Consider the following 14,811-nt stretch of genomic DNA (forward strand, 5'->3'; position numbering starts at 1 on the left):
GCTGGTTGCTTCGGTCCATTCCGCTCCGGTAATGCTGACATCCTGCCCTAAGCCGCGCGTTGGCCGCTTCTTCAGGGAGTATGGATCGCGGAACGGTACAACAGAACCACCCAGTATCCTGCCTGGCAGACTTCGCCATGCTGGTTGAGTATCTCAACTCGGGTTTTTACGATTCCACGGTCGGCCTTGGTTGCTGACGGCCTCAGCTCCGTCACCTCTTCCCGTACCGAAATCGTGTCCCCTATCCTAACTGGAGCCATAAGTTTCCAGTCCTGAATGCCAAGGAATGCTATGGCGGACTGTTCTTTCCAGCCGATTCCCATTTCCAGCCCGAATGCGATCGCCAATGCGCCCGGGCCATGGAAGATTCGTCCGCCGAATTGGGTATGCCGTGCATATTCCTCGTTGGAATGCAGTGGGTGCATGTCACCCGACCAGGTGCCGAACGTCACTACATCGGATTCGGTAATAGTGCGGCCCCGCGATAGCCACGAAACGCCGACATCGAGGTCCTCAAGGAATCGGTTTGCCGACGTCAGGCGACTGTCAGTTGGTGGGGTCATCATTTGCTCCTTTTTCCATGACAGACCTGTCCGGTGGGACCTGCCAGTCGGCTTTGACTCGAGCAGCACCGAAGTGGGGACAACCCGTGCCGGGCTGCAGCTCTTGTCAACTCGTACGTCATGACATGGAACTGTAGGAGCAATGTCGGCTTGCCGACATTGGAGAATTACCGAAACTTCAGCCCCGACAGGGATAGATTCCAAGTGGCGCCCAAGCCGCCCGTACAACCGAAGATTCGCCAATTGGAGCCGGGTCCTCCCACGCAGGGAGCAGCTGGAGGACCCGGAGTCTTGGAAGAACAGCATGTCAGCGCTGCCCGGCGTCAGTGGGTAGTTTCGGTGCCCGTCAGGCGTATCTGGCCCTTCGCGGAAGCGCTGCCAGGATCGATTATTTCCGCGAGGTGCCTCGACGCCTTGTCAGAATGACTATCCAGAATCTGTCGAACCTGCATATGGCAACTGAATCCATCAGTGAGGACCGGCGCCCCTTCTGGCGCTTCACGAAGTGCAGGGGCTAGTGACTGCTCCGCCACGGCCATACTGACGTCAAAATGTTGATGCTCAAATCCGAAATTTCCGGCAACGCCGCAGCAGCCATTGGCCTGCACAATGTTGGTTACTCCCAATGCGGTCAGTGCTGACGTCTGCGACGCCGATCCGAAGGTAGCGTATTCGTGGCAGTGAGTTTGGACTGTCACCGCATCGGGGACAGACTGTGGACGCCATCCGGCAGCCGTCTGTTCCAGGACGGCTCCGGCGAAATTTTGGATCCGTTTCGACACCCGGCGGGCAGCTTCTGTTGGCACGAGTTCGGGGAGGTCTTTGCGCAGGGCCGCGGCGCAGCTGGGTTCAATGACTACGATGGGCCGGTCAGTGCCGTCATCCAGCGCTGTGGCAGCTTTCGTGAGAAGTTTGCGCGCGGTGTCCAGTTGGCCTGTTGAGATCCACGTCAAACCGCAGCACTGGTCTGTGCTGCACTCTACGGTTTTTCGGGCGTCCTCGAGTACACGCTTTGCGGCCCCCGCGACGGCCGGCCGGAACCCGCGCGTGAAACTGTCAACGAACAGCACTGTGTCCGCATTGGAGGGCCTGCTAACCCCGATTTCCTTCTCGAGCTCCCGGCGGGAGGCAAAGGCCGGCATTTTACGTTTTGTGGTGATCCCTGCAGTGCGGGCGATGGCGCCAGCAAGAGGACTGCGAAGGGCCAGGTTGACCAAAGGCGCAATCCTGCTGGTGATCTTGAGCCAGGTCGGCAGCCAGCCAAGGCTGTAGTGGGACAAGGGACGCAAACGTCCTTGGTAAAAGTGATGAAAGAATTCAGACTTATAGGACGCCATGTCGACACCTGCTGGACAATCAGTGGAACATGCTTTGCACGATAAGCACAGGTCCAAAGAATCACGAACGTCATGCGACTTCCAACCCTCCTCCGCGTTTCTGGACCCCATGACCATTTCTTGCAGAACACGTGCACGGGCACGAGTTGAGTCCTTTTCGTCCCGCGTGGCGCGGTAGCTGGGACACATAACCCCGGCTCCTGCCGTAGTGCGGCAGCGTCCTACACCGATACAAGACTGGACGGCTGCCGGAAAGCGTTCCTCACCTCTGGTCGTTGGCTCCAAGGCAAAGGACGTCCTGAATCCGCGCGCCGGGACCCCGGCCATGGCGAGATCTGCCATCAGCGGGGCTGGTTTCGTAATGATGCCAGGGTTGAGGATTTCCTGAGGGTCCCAAATGGCCTTGTAATGCGCGAAGGCTTCAAGAGCAGCGGTGCTATACATCACGGATAGGAGCTCTGAGCGTGCCCGGCCATCCCCATGTTCGCCCGACAGGGAGCCACCATGCCGGCTGACCAAAGCGGCAGCCTCTCGGAGGAAACGTTCCATGACCCCTCGTCCCGACTCGCTTCGGGGATCGAAAGTTACGCGAACGTGAGTGCAGCCGGCGCCGAAATGGCCGTACATGACGCCATGCAGCTGATGTTTCTTCAACAGGGCCGTGAAATCGGAAAGATAGGATGCGAGATTCTCCGGAGCAACTGCTGCGTCCTCCCATCCCGCCCAGGACTGCTCTCCATTAGCCAGCCGAGAGGACAACCCTGCCCCGTCTTCCCTGACGCGCCAGAGATTTGCCCGTTCTGTTGGATCCGGGACAGCGAACCCGTCCAAAAGATTTCCACTCTTGCCAAGACTCTGCAGGAGGTTTTCGGCCTGCTGACGAACATCTGCTGGGTTTTCACCGTCTAGATCGACATAAAGGAACGCTTTGCCTTGAGGCAATGCACCAACCGCTGCGTCTCCACGGCGATGGCGGACAGTCTGGACAATGGCCTCATCGATACCTTCGACCGCAGCTGGATTAAAGTTGAGGATTTCGGGAACGTCTGATGCCGCCGCAACGACGTCAGGATAACCAAGACATACCAGCAGCGCCGCAGGGGCTACCTTAGCCAACTTCACGGTGGCAGACACAATGATGGCACACGTACCCTCGCTGCCGGCCAGAGCCTTTGCCGTATCGAAGCCGTTTTCAGGCAGGAGGTTCCCCAACTGGTATCCAGAAACTTGTCGTGCCAGTCGGCCAAACTCAGTTCGAAAAAGCGCCAGGTTGTCCTCGGCGAGTCGCTTTAGTCCCTCCTGAATGCGTGCGGCCTCCACCGCAGCTTCAACATCGGATGGGTCCGATGGCCTGACACCGCCCGCCTCAGCGGTCACGATATGGCCCGATGCGGTTACCAATTCAAGCGAAACAATATGATCCGCGGTTCTGCCGTCCCTGACCGAATGGTTGCCGCAAGCATCATTTCCTATTGCGCCCGCCACTGTGACTCTTCCCATGGAGGAGGGGTCGGGAGCGAAGGTATACGTACCAAGGCTGGCTGTTTGGATTTCTCTTTGCAGGGTCGTCAGGATGACGCCGGGCTCTACGGTGACAGTCTCAGAACCCAGATCAAGATCCACCACACGGTTCATGAAACGGGAAAAGTCTAAGATGAGCCCACTGCCCACTGCGTTGCCGGCCATGCTTGTTCCGCCGCCCCGACTTGTTACGGGACATCCATGGCGCTGGCAAATCCGGATAATTGATCTGACCTCGTGCCTGTCGCGTGGGAAGGCGACAGCCATCGGGCGGACCCGATAGTTGGACGCATCGTATGAGTACTCGGTGAGCCGCCGGCTAGTGCTGTCTACCTCTACACCAGCACCCTCAAGTTCACGAACGATTGCTTCGGTGCTGGGTGAGCTCATGGTGCTAATACTTTCCGTAGGTGTCTGCCGGGCCTGTCCTTAGGACTTGTTGAGACTCGCGCTTGTCCGGCGAGATTTAACTGCGTTCGCCACGGATCGGCTGTATTCAGATCTTAAGGTGGTGTCGCCTGAACCATGCACCATAATTTGTCCAAATCGTCGTGGGGGCTTCTGGTTATTTCCCTAGAAGGTTCCAAGCTCGCAGGTCCCTCATTCCTTGCTCAACTTAAGCCGGAATGGCTGGGGTCCGCAGCGCAGATGGCCCTTCTGGGCGTCCCCTTACGGCCACATGCGAGATCCTGTATCTTCCACGAGACAAAAGGCGAATCGCCGTGAAGTTGCCAGTTTCGCAGCCACAAAGGCCCCCGTAAGTTGTAAGGCATGGGAAGCAAAAGCGTAATTATCACAGGATCCGGTTCCGGCATCGGCCGAAGCATCGCTAAGGCATTTGTCGAAGCAGGTTATGACGTATATGCCAGCGATGTGTCAGAGGAACGGCTCGCCGAAACCCGGAGCGAACTCGGCTCGCCCGAGCGACTAAACACGCGTGTCGTGGACGTCAGCGACTATCACTCCGTGTCCGCGCTTGTGGATGAGGTAGTAGACAAGACGGGCAAACTTGACGTATTCGTCAACAGCGCCGGGGTCTTCGACGGATATGCCGACGTACTTGAGACGACTCCTGAGCTGTGGGCCAAGATCATCGGAGTGAATTTGACTGGCGCTTTCTACGGCTGCCGCGCGGCAGCTCAAGTGATGACCAAGCAAAATTCCGGCCGTATTATCACCATCGGATCTGTTGCCGGGCAAAGGGGTGCGGCAGATGGAATTTCCTATGTCACTTCTAAAGCGGGCATCGAGGGCATGACCCGACGCCTCGCTATCGACGTTGCCCCTCATGGTGTCACGGCCAATGTCGTCGCCCCCGGTGTGATCAAGACAAATCTCCGTGCCACTTCGGAGGAAATCCTGGGCGATCTCGTTTCGACTCAACAGCGAGGTATTGGCGTGTCGCCCGAGATTATGGACTTCCTCATTCCTGCAAAAAGGTCTGGAGAGCCCTCGGAAGTGGCGAGTGTGGTTCTGTTCCTCGCTTCCGATGCTGCGAGTTATGTAAATGGACAGACTATTCAGGTCGACGGCGGCTGGAACGCCACGTAGTCTGCTACGCCTCATCCCCGAGTAGTTCGATCTACTGCAACGCCCAATCCTGGGCCAACATAAACTGGAGCTAGGCCCTCGCTAGGCTCCGAGAAGTGAAAGGTGTCTTAGTGATCAGGACAGCATTGACCGACGCTCTCGGTCTTCAATATCCCATTTGTTCTGCAGGCATGGCCCGTGTTGCACAAGCTGAGCTCGTCACGGCAGTCAGCAATGCCGGCGGCTTGGGTTGCCTTGGCGGAGTGAGCTTCATGCCGGACAATCTGCGCGCCGAGATCAAGAAGATTGAAGCGGGCACGGACAAACCCTACGCAGTTAACCTCCTGCTGCCCGACTCACTGACAACTGAGGATGAAGCACAGTGGGCCCCTGTACGCGAACTGTGGCAGTCCCTTTCGGGTGCTGACCAGGAAAAACTGGCGGGTGTAGAAGCCCTCCTGACACCTGGTGCTGTAGCTGACCAGGTCCAGATTGTCCTGGATGCAGCGCCCTCAGCCGTCGTGTTGACCTTCGCCACTCCGGATTGGTTCATCAAGGAGTGCAAGGACCGAGGAATTACTGTCTTCTCGCTTGTCGGTTCCGTCGGCAAAGCCAAAGAGGCCAGCGCAGCAGGCGTTGACTTCATTGTCGCCCAGGGAACTGAAGCCGGAGGTCACACGGGATACGCGTCAACCATGACTCTCGTGCCTGCTGTCATTGATGTTGTTGACCAGCCAGTTCTGGCTGCTGGAGGTATCGCTGACGGTCGCGGGCTGGCAGCCTCCCTCGCGTTGGGGGCTGCGGGTGTGTGGGTTGGAACGCGATTCATTGCGAGCCCCGAAGCGTACGGTCACAACAATTTCAAGAACCGTGTAGTCGAAGGGTCCTTCAAAGACAGCACCATCACTTACTCGTACAGTGGCAAGCGCATGCGTGCATTCCAGAACAAATGGACCTCGGAATGGGAATCTGCTGAAAAGAAGCCCGCCGGCTTCCCCGGCCAGTACGCTGTTGCGGGCACACGTGTCGAGACAGGCTATCAGGACGGCGACATGGAATTTGGGATGATGCCCGTCGGCCAGACGATGCAGCTGGTTCATGAGATTCTTCCGGCCGGCCAAATCGTCGAGAACATGGCCTCGGAAGCCGAGAAGATCCTGAAAGGGCTCGGAGCAGGAAAATAGCCGGCGGGCGCCGGAAGGATCACAGGCGCCCGCTGAGTGTGATGTGGCCGACTCAGCGGGCCCAGCGTGTTCCAACTCTCAATTCACAGTGGAGCGTATATGAAAAACTCGTCAACCGGGCAGAAAAGTTGTTTCTCGGCACTCGAAGAGGTCGCCGCCCGTTTCCCCACGCACGCGGCCATCATCGATGGCGACACAACCATCAGCTATCTAGACCTCCAGGCGTCAATCGAACGCCGCGCGGAAATTTTAACCAAAGCCGGCCTTAAGCCTGGTCATCGCGTGGCCCTCATTGCAGAAAGCTCCGCTGCCTATCTTGCAACCGCCTTGGCTGTATGGCGCAGCGGTGGCGTCCTAGTGACTATCTACCCTTCATCTGGGCCGGGGGATCTGGAATACGCCATTGACACCAGCGACCCTGCCCTCATCATTGCCTCCACAAGTGTTGATCGTGCGCTGATCACTCCTGCATCAAAGAACACGCCCATTGTCGACATAACAGAATTCCACGTCACTAACGTGCGGAACGACGCCGCGCCCAACCCGGAGGGGCTTCGCGAACCCCTCTCCATGATCTGTTTCTCATCGGGCACTACGAGCCGACCGAAGGCCATCATGCTCTCGGCTGCCGCCATCTACAACTGTGCTGACACATACGGAGAAGTCTGGCATCTCTCCCCTGAAGATACAGCAATCATTTGTCTGCCCATGGCCTGGCTCTACGGCCTAGCCAGCACGTCCTTGGCCGTTTTGCTACGCGGCGGGACAGTGGTGATTGTCCGCAGGGCTCGTCCGGAAATGATAGCTCCTGCTATCGAGAAGCACTCCGCCACTTTTTTGGCTGGAGTCACCGCGACCTTCGGAAAGCTGGCCCAGTACGCTGAACAGCACGCCAACGGACATCCGGCATTTCCGTCGCTTCGACTTTGCATCTCAGGGGGAGAACCAAGAAATGAAGCCGCCTTCAGCCGCTGGCAGGAGCAAACCGGCCTTCCTGTCCTTGATGCCTATTGTGCTTCCGAATGCCTGCCCCTGGTGACTTATGACCCTGTCGCGAATCCGACACCAAAGCCAGGGTCCGCTGGCAAACTGGTGCCTCGGTCGAAACTGAAGGTTCTTGACGAAAACGGAAACGAAGTGCCGACGGGACAAATTGGCGAAGCGTACTCTAGTGGACCTGGGCTAATGCTTGGCTACTGGCGGGACGAAGAACAGACGCGAAGCGTGATCACCGACGACGGCTGGTACCGGACAAAGGACCTGGTACGAGTGGATGAGGATGGCTTCGTCTATGTAGTGGGCCGACTGTCCGACGTCATCATCCGCGGCGGGACGAACATATCACCGGCGGAAGTTGAGCGGGTGCTGCAGCAACACCACTCCATCAATGATGTTGCAGTCGTGGGCATCCCGGACGATGTCTACGGTCAGCGTGTTGTGGCGGCTATCGTTCCAAAACCCGGCGCTTCTGTAGACACCGACGAACTGAAGGCTTTCACTGCCGCTCGACTCTCGTCCTACAAGGTACCTAGTGAGTTCATCCCGGTCGAAGCGCTCCCGGTGAATCTGACAACCGGAAAAGTCAGCAGGCGTGACGTGGTGTCGCTGCTAACTACAGAAGTGAAGCAAACCAGTTAGAAATGGCGAACTTTGATCCGCCAATCAATGCACCCCGCAGTACTCGCATAAAACTGCCCGAAAAGACGAGTTAGGACAGACGAAAATGAACCTCGACAAAGCCGGAGTGGTAGTCGTAGGCGGCGGAATCGTAGGTGTGACCACCGCCTATTTCCTGGCGACAAAGGGGCACGATGTCGTGCTCCTCGAACAGCGTGAACTTGGGCACGGGGCCTCCGGACGGAACTTGGGATTCCTCCACATGCAGAATCGCCACGGAGATTACGCCGTGAAACTGACCCGTGCCGGCAGAGCCCTCTACGACGACTTCGCTGAGATCCTCGGGCCATCCTTTGAGTACAGAAGCAATGGCGCCATGACGTTTTTCTACACGGACGACCAGCGCCGTGTCTACAAGGAATTTGTCGAAGCCCGCATTGCCGACGGATTCAAAGCAGAACTCCTGGATGACCAAGCAGCTCACGAAGCCGCCCCCATCTTGCCTCCCGATGTCATCGGCGCCACCTTCAGCCCGGAGGACGGCCAAATCCGCACGCCGAAGTTTGTCAGCGCCTTGGCCCAGGAGTGCAGGCGGCTGGGTGTTCGGATCCATGAACACACACCGGTTTCGGGCCTGTTGCGCTACGGGTCAAGGGTGGTAGGGGTAAAGACGATCAAGGGCGACGTCTCCGCAGACAAAGTTGTTTGGGCAGGAGGCGTCTGGTCAACAATGCTGGAAGCCGAAGGTGTCACCGTACCCGTTAAGCCGCACAGGCTGGGGGCTGTGTTACTCGCTCCTGTGGAGGAAAAACTCGACAAAATCCTGAATGGACCGTTGGCGGCAAAACAATACGCGCACATTCGTAATCTCCCCAGTTACAAGGATGAGTACTTCACTTCACCCTCCGAGGATCAGTCGTACGGGCTCGAACATATGGAATGTGTAGCCAAGACTGAGAGCGGAAATCTGTTCATCGGCTGCCCAATGGACTATCCCGACCAGCTCGATGACAGGTTGCCTGCCGCAGGCCTGAAGCTGGCTATTGATTCATTACTCAGAACCTTCCCCAACTACAGGACGTTGGGCGTTGAAGGCGCCTGGGCAGGCCTGGTTCCCGCAACAGCAGATTCCCTACCCATCGTTGATGAGGTGGAAGAGCTTCCTGGACTAATTCTGGCCACCGGCCACGTCTACGGCAACTTGGCCGGGCCCATCACAGGACGTTTGGTGGCCGAGCTGATCTCAGGTGAGCAGCTCAGCATCTCCCTTGACGAAATGTCCCTGTACCGGCCGACCCTCGCGACACAAGTTGATGGAGTCATCAGGTATTGACGCTGCCAGGCGTTTCGGACACTCAGAGCATCTAAAAAGACTACGAAGAAGCGGAGCAAATTTTGAATACAAATCTCCTCGGCACGACCAATGCGTCGGCCGTACACTACCTTGACGACCTGGAGCTTGGACAGGGCTGGACTTCGGCCGGGCGCACCGTAACGGAATTCGACGTCGTGACCTTTGCCACCTGGTCCGGCGACATGCATCCGTTGCATACAAACGAGGAATACGCCAAGACAACCGAGTTCGGAACCAGGCTCTTCCACGGACCCGGTGCACTTTCCCTCGCCTTCGGGCTCGAAATGGCGCTGGGATGGAAGAACGGCTCCGCCATCGCATTCCTGGGCATCGACAACTGGAACCTGCGCGCTCCGATTCGAATCGGCGACACCATCACCGTACGTGAAGAGGTGATTGGCATCAGGCCGTCCACCAGCAAACCGGATCGCGGTGTTGTAACCACCCGCGTCCAGATTCTGAACCAGAACGGGACTGTTTGCCAGGAAGGCGACTGGGTGGTCCTCCTGTCCAGGAGGCCTGTCTAGGCCACCGGGTTCCTCCAGAGCGGTTCGACCTATCCGTTATCGCGCTAAAGAAAGTAGGCTGCAGTGCCACTACATCTGCCCGAGGGCAAACGCTTGGCCGTCTCCCTTAGCCCTGACTTTGACGCCCAAAGCGTCTGGCTGGGGACGTTCCGCTCCACTTCACAGTCTTTGATGTCACGGGGTGAATTTGGTGCTTTAGTCGGCGCCCCCCGGCTCCTCGAAGTGTTTCGGCGCTACGGAATTACGACTACTTGGTGCGTCCCGACACACACGATTCAAACCTTCCGAGGCAGCGTGGACGCGATTATGGAGGCCGGCCACGAGATTGGTGCTCACGGTGTGTATCACGAGTATGTTCCTGCCCTTGAGCCGGACGAAGAGCGACGGCTACTGGAACTGCAGGTAAAGCAGCACCAAGACCTCCTTGGTCTACGTCCTCGGGGTTACCGCTCCCCCGCGTTGGACATCACGGACAACACCCTGGAACTGTTGGATGAGTTCGGGTTCGACTGGGATTCATCGCTGATGGGCAGGGACTTCGAACCTTACCGGCCTCGCATGGTCGTGCAAGTAAGCCAGGAAGAAGGAAACACGTTCGGCCCTGAGAGCAAGGTCCTGGAGTTTCCGGTGTCTTGGTTCTTGGATGACTTCCCGGAACTCGAATCCTTCAAGGGCAGCCCTCTTATGCAAAGCAACGAGACGGTGCTCGCCCGCTGGATTGACAGCTTCAACTTCGCGTATGAAAGATGCCCAGGCGGCGCGATGACCTGGACCCTGCACCCCCAGACCATCGGACGGGCGCATAACCTGCTCATGCTCGAAAAGTTCCTCGAGCACATCACCAGCTTCGAAGGTGTATGGTTTCCGACTCTCTCCGAGCTATTCGACAGCTGGCAGAATGAAGGAGCCCCCACACCTAACGGACTCAGCCCGCTGGCCAAGCCCGCCGGTTTTATGCCCGCCAAGCTTGAAAGGACGGCACCATGACACGGCTTCTTCTCATAGGACCTCCGGGAGCAGGCAAAGGTACGCAGGCCAGCCGGATTGCAGAAAGACTGGACGTTGCAGCAATCTCGACCGGCGACATCTTCCGGCAGAATGTTCAGGGCCAGACTCCGCTGGGTCTGACCGCAGCTTCCTACATGGACGCCGGTGAATTTGTACCGGATGCCGTAACCAATGCAATGGTTCGCGACCGGTTGGCCCAGCCGGATGTACGCAATGGATTCCTTCTGGACGGATACCCTCGCACTCCCAGCCAGGTCAATTTTCTCGACGAGACTCTTGCGGAGAGAGGGCTGGAACTGGATGTAGTACTGCAACTCACAGCTGATACCGAAGAACTGGTTGAACGCCTGCTGAAGCGGGCCAACCGTGAAAATCGCAGCGATGATACAGCAGAAGTCATCCGCCATAGGATGGCGCTCTACTTCGAGCAGACGACCGCCGTAACCACTATCTATATGAAACGCGGCATCCTCACCAAGGTCGAGGGGGCTGGGGCTATATCCGACGTATCAGACAGGATCTCGGCAGCGCTGGACGTGGCGCTGGGACTACTGGCCGAGACGCCCTGCTAGTTGGCCGAAAAAACCAGGGTTGGTCTTTCAGTAGACCAACCCTGGTTTTTCCAGTCACAGCCCCAGCAGCAGGCCTCTAGCGTCCAGGGGCCCGGACCACGCCTGCTCTTTCGACGATGGGCCTGGCGTAGGGCAGTACCTCCGTTGCCTCAACGTCGGCCGGCTTTCGGCCACGGACGACCTGCGCCGAAGATTTAGGCCGCGGTTGTTGGATTCGTCCGAGTTCAAGGGCTGTCAACGCCAGAAACACTGACGAGACGGCCCCAGGTTCCCTCAGGTTGATAGCCAGAATTTCCTCAGCCTTGGCTAGCCGATAACGGAGCGAATTGTGGTGAATCTCAAGGTAATCCGCGGCGGCATTGATGTTCTGGGCATGCTCGAAGTATGTTTGCAGGCCCTCAACGAGTAACTCCCGCCCTTCCAACGGCTTGAGGAACTCCTGGGCCCACATGATCATCTTGTCAAAGCCCACATCCGCGAAAAGCCTCGTCGCGTAGTCAAAGTCTTCGTAGGCCATCGTCTTAGGACCGCGGGAGTTCCGGTGAAGCGTCCGTACTGCGAGCTGGGCGTCTTGGTAAGAGTCCAAGATGTCCCCCAACCCGTGGACAGTACGTCCGATGCCAATATGGGCAGCGGGAAGTTTTGAGCCTTCGGCAATGACAATTCGTCGGAAGGCCTGGACGCTGCATTGGGCGGTTATGGTTACGGACCTATCCTTAGCCGTCATGAGGTACGCGATGGACTGTGACTCCAGTGCCTTGCCGAGCAATTCCGAAAGATCGTCGGCACCCGGCAGTGACCTCGAGGCCACTGATGAACGAATCGGACGGAAAACGATGGTTCGCAGCTCTTCGGTGAAGGACAGTCCGAAGGCTAGAATCCGACCGGCCAGTTCTGGGTTGTGCGGCTCCCGGCGCAAGGCCAGCGCTTCCTCGAGCACTGCCGTACGTATCGCCCGCTCTTGCTGTCGGGCAACCACCGCCATACGCTGACTTGCTTCAACCAGAGTGGCTGCGACATGGGCCGCAGACGTTGCATAGGCGTCAGGGAAGTTCGGGCGCCGCGCAGTAACGATCAGCCAACCGAAGTGTGATTCGGCTTCAACAGGAGCCGAAATCCTGGCCGCAACTCCCCGCCATCCGTCGGCGTCCACTTTCTGGGAATCAGCTTCGGTTCGGGCAATCTCGTTGAACAGAATTGACATAGGTATTGGACCCGTTGCATAGACCGAATGACCTGACTTATCGATCAGAACAGCGGTGGCGTTACATATAGTGGCCAGCCGGGTCAGCAGTGCAGGTATGGGATCTGCTTCCGTCATGGCCTGACTGAGCGACCGCTGCAACGAAGCCAGTTTCCTGGAAACAGCCTCTTCAGGAACCTGCATTGACCGGTAGATGGACATGACGACATCGGCGACATTAAGGTTCGCATCAACCGCGACGACGATGTCACTTCGGCCCCGGGCTTGAATGTCATCTTTCGGCCTAGACGCTGTTGAGGCTATAAAGATGACGCGCTCCGGGCCGCTAAGGAGCCCCAATAGTTCCTTGACTTCGTCAAAGCTTTCCGCGCGTGGGCAGACAATCACAATGTCGGGGTCCTGGGGCAGGTCCTCAGGTTTCAACAGGACAACTGCACCCGTGACCTGTCTGGACAAGTGGGACTCATCCCCTGCAACGAGTCTCGCTGCGGGGCCCAAGTCCGCCAGCACCGTTCCCAGCGGCACGGAGGTCGAATCAAAAATCATAAGGGAACTCTTTCGGAAAGAGACCGGGACGTACGGATGCACTCCGTCTGTCGGTTTCGCCCAGATTAGTCCACGATCGCCTCCGCTCTACTGTGGCAATTCTAACTCGCTGGATGATTTATTGGACGGATAACAATTACGGAGGCCATTCCAGCCTCTTAACGTCAGTCGTAGGAGCCTCCAAACTTCGGCACCAGTTTGAGAACCTAATAAGACGGCTCAACTGACTGGCACAGTCGACGTACACGCAGCAAAAAGCTTGCGTTGTGCAGTTCGAATCCGTGCTTTGGGACCCTGCGATCTGAAAGACTAACGAGAGAGGCCTAGGGCAGGCCCCTCGCAGCAGGAAGGAAACATGCTATGGGCGCTGACACCCTTGCGACCGGCGACATTGTGGTCGTAGGAGCAGGAATAGTAGGCCTCTGCACAGCTTGGGAACTGCGCAAGAGGGGTTTCGACGTCGTCGTTGTTGAACAGCGGTTCCCTGCCTACGGCGCATCCGGTCGCAACCCTGGTTCTATCTGGCTGCAGACCCGGCGTGCCGGGACTGAGCTGGCACTGGCAAAGGCCGGCCGGGACAAGTACCAGGAGTTCCTGCTGGAGTTTGGCGATGTCTTTGACTTCCGTAAACAGGGCGGACTTTTCTTTTTTGAGAATGACGAACAGGGCCGGGTACTAGAGGATTACGTTTCCAACCGAAGGACGGCCGGTTTGGACATCACCCTGGTCACCCGGGAGGAGGCGTTAAAGCACTCCTCTATCCTTCCCGACAGTGCTATCGGGGCTGTCTTCTGCGCGGACGACGCCCAAATCGACGGCGTGCAGTTCGTCAACGCTTTGGCCGCGGCATGTGTCCGGTCGGGCATTCGCACTTTTGAGAATACGTCCGTACTTTCTACTTTGCGGCAAGGAGAAACTGTCATTGGGGTACGAACTGTTCGAGGCGAAGTACATGCGTCGGGTGTCGTTTGGGCAACAGGGGCCTGGTCCACAAACCTCCAGGCTGAGGGCATTGAGGTGCCAATCAACACCGCACGGGTAGGTCAGATGTTGACTCAGCCTGTTGATACCCGCGTCAATGCCATAATGCATGGTCCACGCGGCGTTTACGGTTGTGGCGCACTCACAGATCTTCCGACGTATAACCCAACAATTTTCGCTGCACCAAACTCGCATCTCGGGGATCCGCTCGCTGGAACAGGTTCTCTATCAGTTGGCTATGACGACTCAATTGCACAAAACCGCGGCGGCTCCATATTCATTGGTAACAGCCACGATGGCCGTGGCTCGCTCAACCCTCACATCAGCATCAACGCTACCAATGCGATGGTTTCGACGACTCTGGACCGGTACAACGGCCTTGCCGATTACGGCGTCACCGGTCTCTGGGCCGGCCTGGGAAGTGAAACGTCGGACCACTTGCCGATAGTAGACCGGGTTGACGGCGCCTACATCAACGTGGGTCACGCATGGGGCGTTGCGAGTGGCCCTGCCTGTGGCCAAATAATGGCTGAAATCATCGCCGGCGAAGCGAGTAGCTTGGCCGCCGCCCTGCGAATGAGCAGACCCACGCTTACAACTGTCGACGGGCAGCCCTCCTAGCCTTCAATGGAGGAGATGCTTCAGCTGCCGGCATTGGAAAAACCTGTACAAAAGGTTCGCAGCACCCATAACTGCGGCCATTGAACTGCACCCTTTCCAACTCGCCTGCGGGATCCCTTTCCTCTCGCGGGCATCATGAATCAGCCAGCAGTGCCCGCGCCTTGGCATTCGAACCAAGTCCTGCAGCTCCTTTGAGAATCCTCCTAATGTTCCGCCGTCGGCCTTTCCATTAGCGTCAAAGGCATG

General features: G+C 57.6%; 11 protein-coding genes. 8 read left to right on the forward strand and 3 right to left on the reverse strand.

The genetic code is table 11. The features are described from left to right. Window positions 1-71: 71 nt before the first annotated feature. Complete coding sequence (locus tag AC5RWA_RS20225) at window positions 72-563, reverse strand: MaoC/PaaZ C-terminal domain-containing protein (RefSeq protein ID WP_494058819.1); 492 nt, start codon at window positions 561-563, stop codon at window positions 72-74. Window positions 564-886: 323 nt separating this feature from the next. Continuing rightward, a complete protein-coding gene (locus AC5RWA_RS20230; RefSeq protein WP_494058820.1) occupies window positions 887-3,811 on the reverse strand; it encodes an FAD-binding and (Fe-S)-binding domain-containing protein in 2,925 nt (974 codons plus the stop codon). A gap of 381 nt (window positions 3,812-4,192) precedes the next feature. On the opposite strand from AC5RWA_RS20230, the gene AC5RWA_RS20235 reads away from it, so the two are divergent. The 7 genes from AC5RWA_RS20235 (at window position 4,193) to AC5RWA_RS20265 (ending at window position 11,213) form a co-directional block, all read left to right on the forward strand. Continuing rightward, window positions 4,193-4,972: an SDR family NAD(P)-dependent oxidoreductase gene (locus tag AC5RWA_RS20235; protein WP_494058821.1), complete on the forward strand. Its 780-nt coding sequence runs from the start codon at window positions 4,193-4,195 to the stop codon at window positions 4,970-4,972. 110 nt (window positions 4,973-5,082) lie between these two features. Next, window positions 5,083-6,135 carry an NAD(P)H-dependent flavin oxidoreductase gene (locus tag AC5RWA_RS20240; RefSeq protein WP_494058822.1) on the forward strand — a complete coding sequence of 351 codons (1,053 nt, stop codon included), beginning with the start codon at window positions 5,083-5,085 and terminating at the stop codon, window positions 6,133-6,135. A gap of 99 nt (window positions 6,136-6,234) precedes the next feature. After that, the gene (locus AC5RWA_RS20245; protein WP_494058823.1) at window positions 6,235-7,773 is read left to right on the forward strand and encodes a class I adenylate-forming enzyme family protein; all 1,539 of its coding nucleotides are present in this window, start codon (window positions 6,235-6,237) and stop codon (window positions 7,771-7,773) included. An 85-nt stretch (window positions 7,774-7,858) separates the two neighbouring features. Beyond that, the gene (locus tag AC5RWA_RS20250) at window positions 7,859-9,085 is read left to right on the forward strand and encodes an NAD(P)/FAD-dependent oxidoreductase (protein ID WP_494058824.1); all 1,227 of its coding nucleotides are present in this window, start codon (window positions 7,859-7,861) and stop codon (window positions 9,083-9,085) included. 62 nt (window positions 9,086-9,147) lie between these two features. Continuing rightward, window positions 9,148-9,633, forward strand: a complete 486-nt coding sequence (locus AC5RWA_RS20255; protein ID WP_494058825.1) for a MaoC/PaaZ C-terminal domain-containing protein — start codon at window positions 9,148-9,150, stop codon at window positions 9,631-9,633. A gap of 171 nt (window positions 9,634-9,804) precedes the next feature. After that, window positions 9,805-10,620, forward strand: coding sequence for a polysaccharide deacetylase family protein (locus AC5RWA_RS20260; RefSeq protein ID WP_494058860.1), 816 nt, complete (start codon window positions 9,805-9,807; stop codon window positions 10,618-10,620). Continuing rightward, complete coding sequence (locus AC5RWA_RS20265; protein ID WP_494058826.1) at window positions 10,617-11,213, forward strand: adenylate kinase; 597 nt, start codon at window positions 10,617-10,619, stop codon at window positions 11,211-11,213. Before AC5RWA_RS20260 ends, AC5RWA_RS20265 begins: the two co-directional genes overlap by 4 nt. A 76-nt stretch (window positions 11,214-11,289) precedes the next feature. On the opposite strand, the gene AC5RWA_RS20270 is transcribed toward AC5RWA_RS20265, so the two are convergent. Beyond that, window positions 11,290-12,963: a PucR family transcriptional regulator gene (locus AC5RWA_RS20270; protein ID WP_494058827.1), complete on the reverse strand. Its 1,674-nt coding sequence runs from the start codon at window positions 12,961-12,963 to the stop codon at window positions 11,290-11,292. Between the two features lie 360 nt (window positions 12,964-13,323). On the opposite strand from AC5RWA_RS20270, the gene AC5RWA_RS20275 reads away from it, so the two are divergent. Beyond that, entirely contained in the window at window positions 13,324-14,565 is a 1,242-nt protein-coding gene (locus AC5RWA_RS20275) for an NAD(P)/FAD-dependent oxidoreductase (protein ID WP_494058828.1), read from the forward strand. Window positions 14,566-14,811: the final 246 nt, after the last annotated feature.

This window comes from Arthrobacter sp. 210 2 (assembly GCF_059093025.1).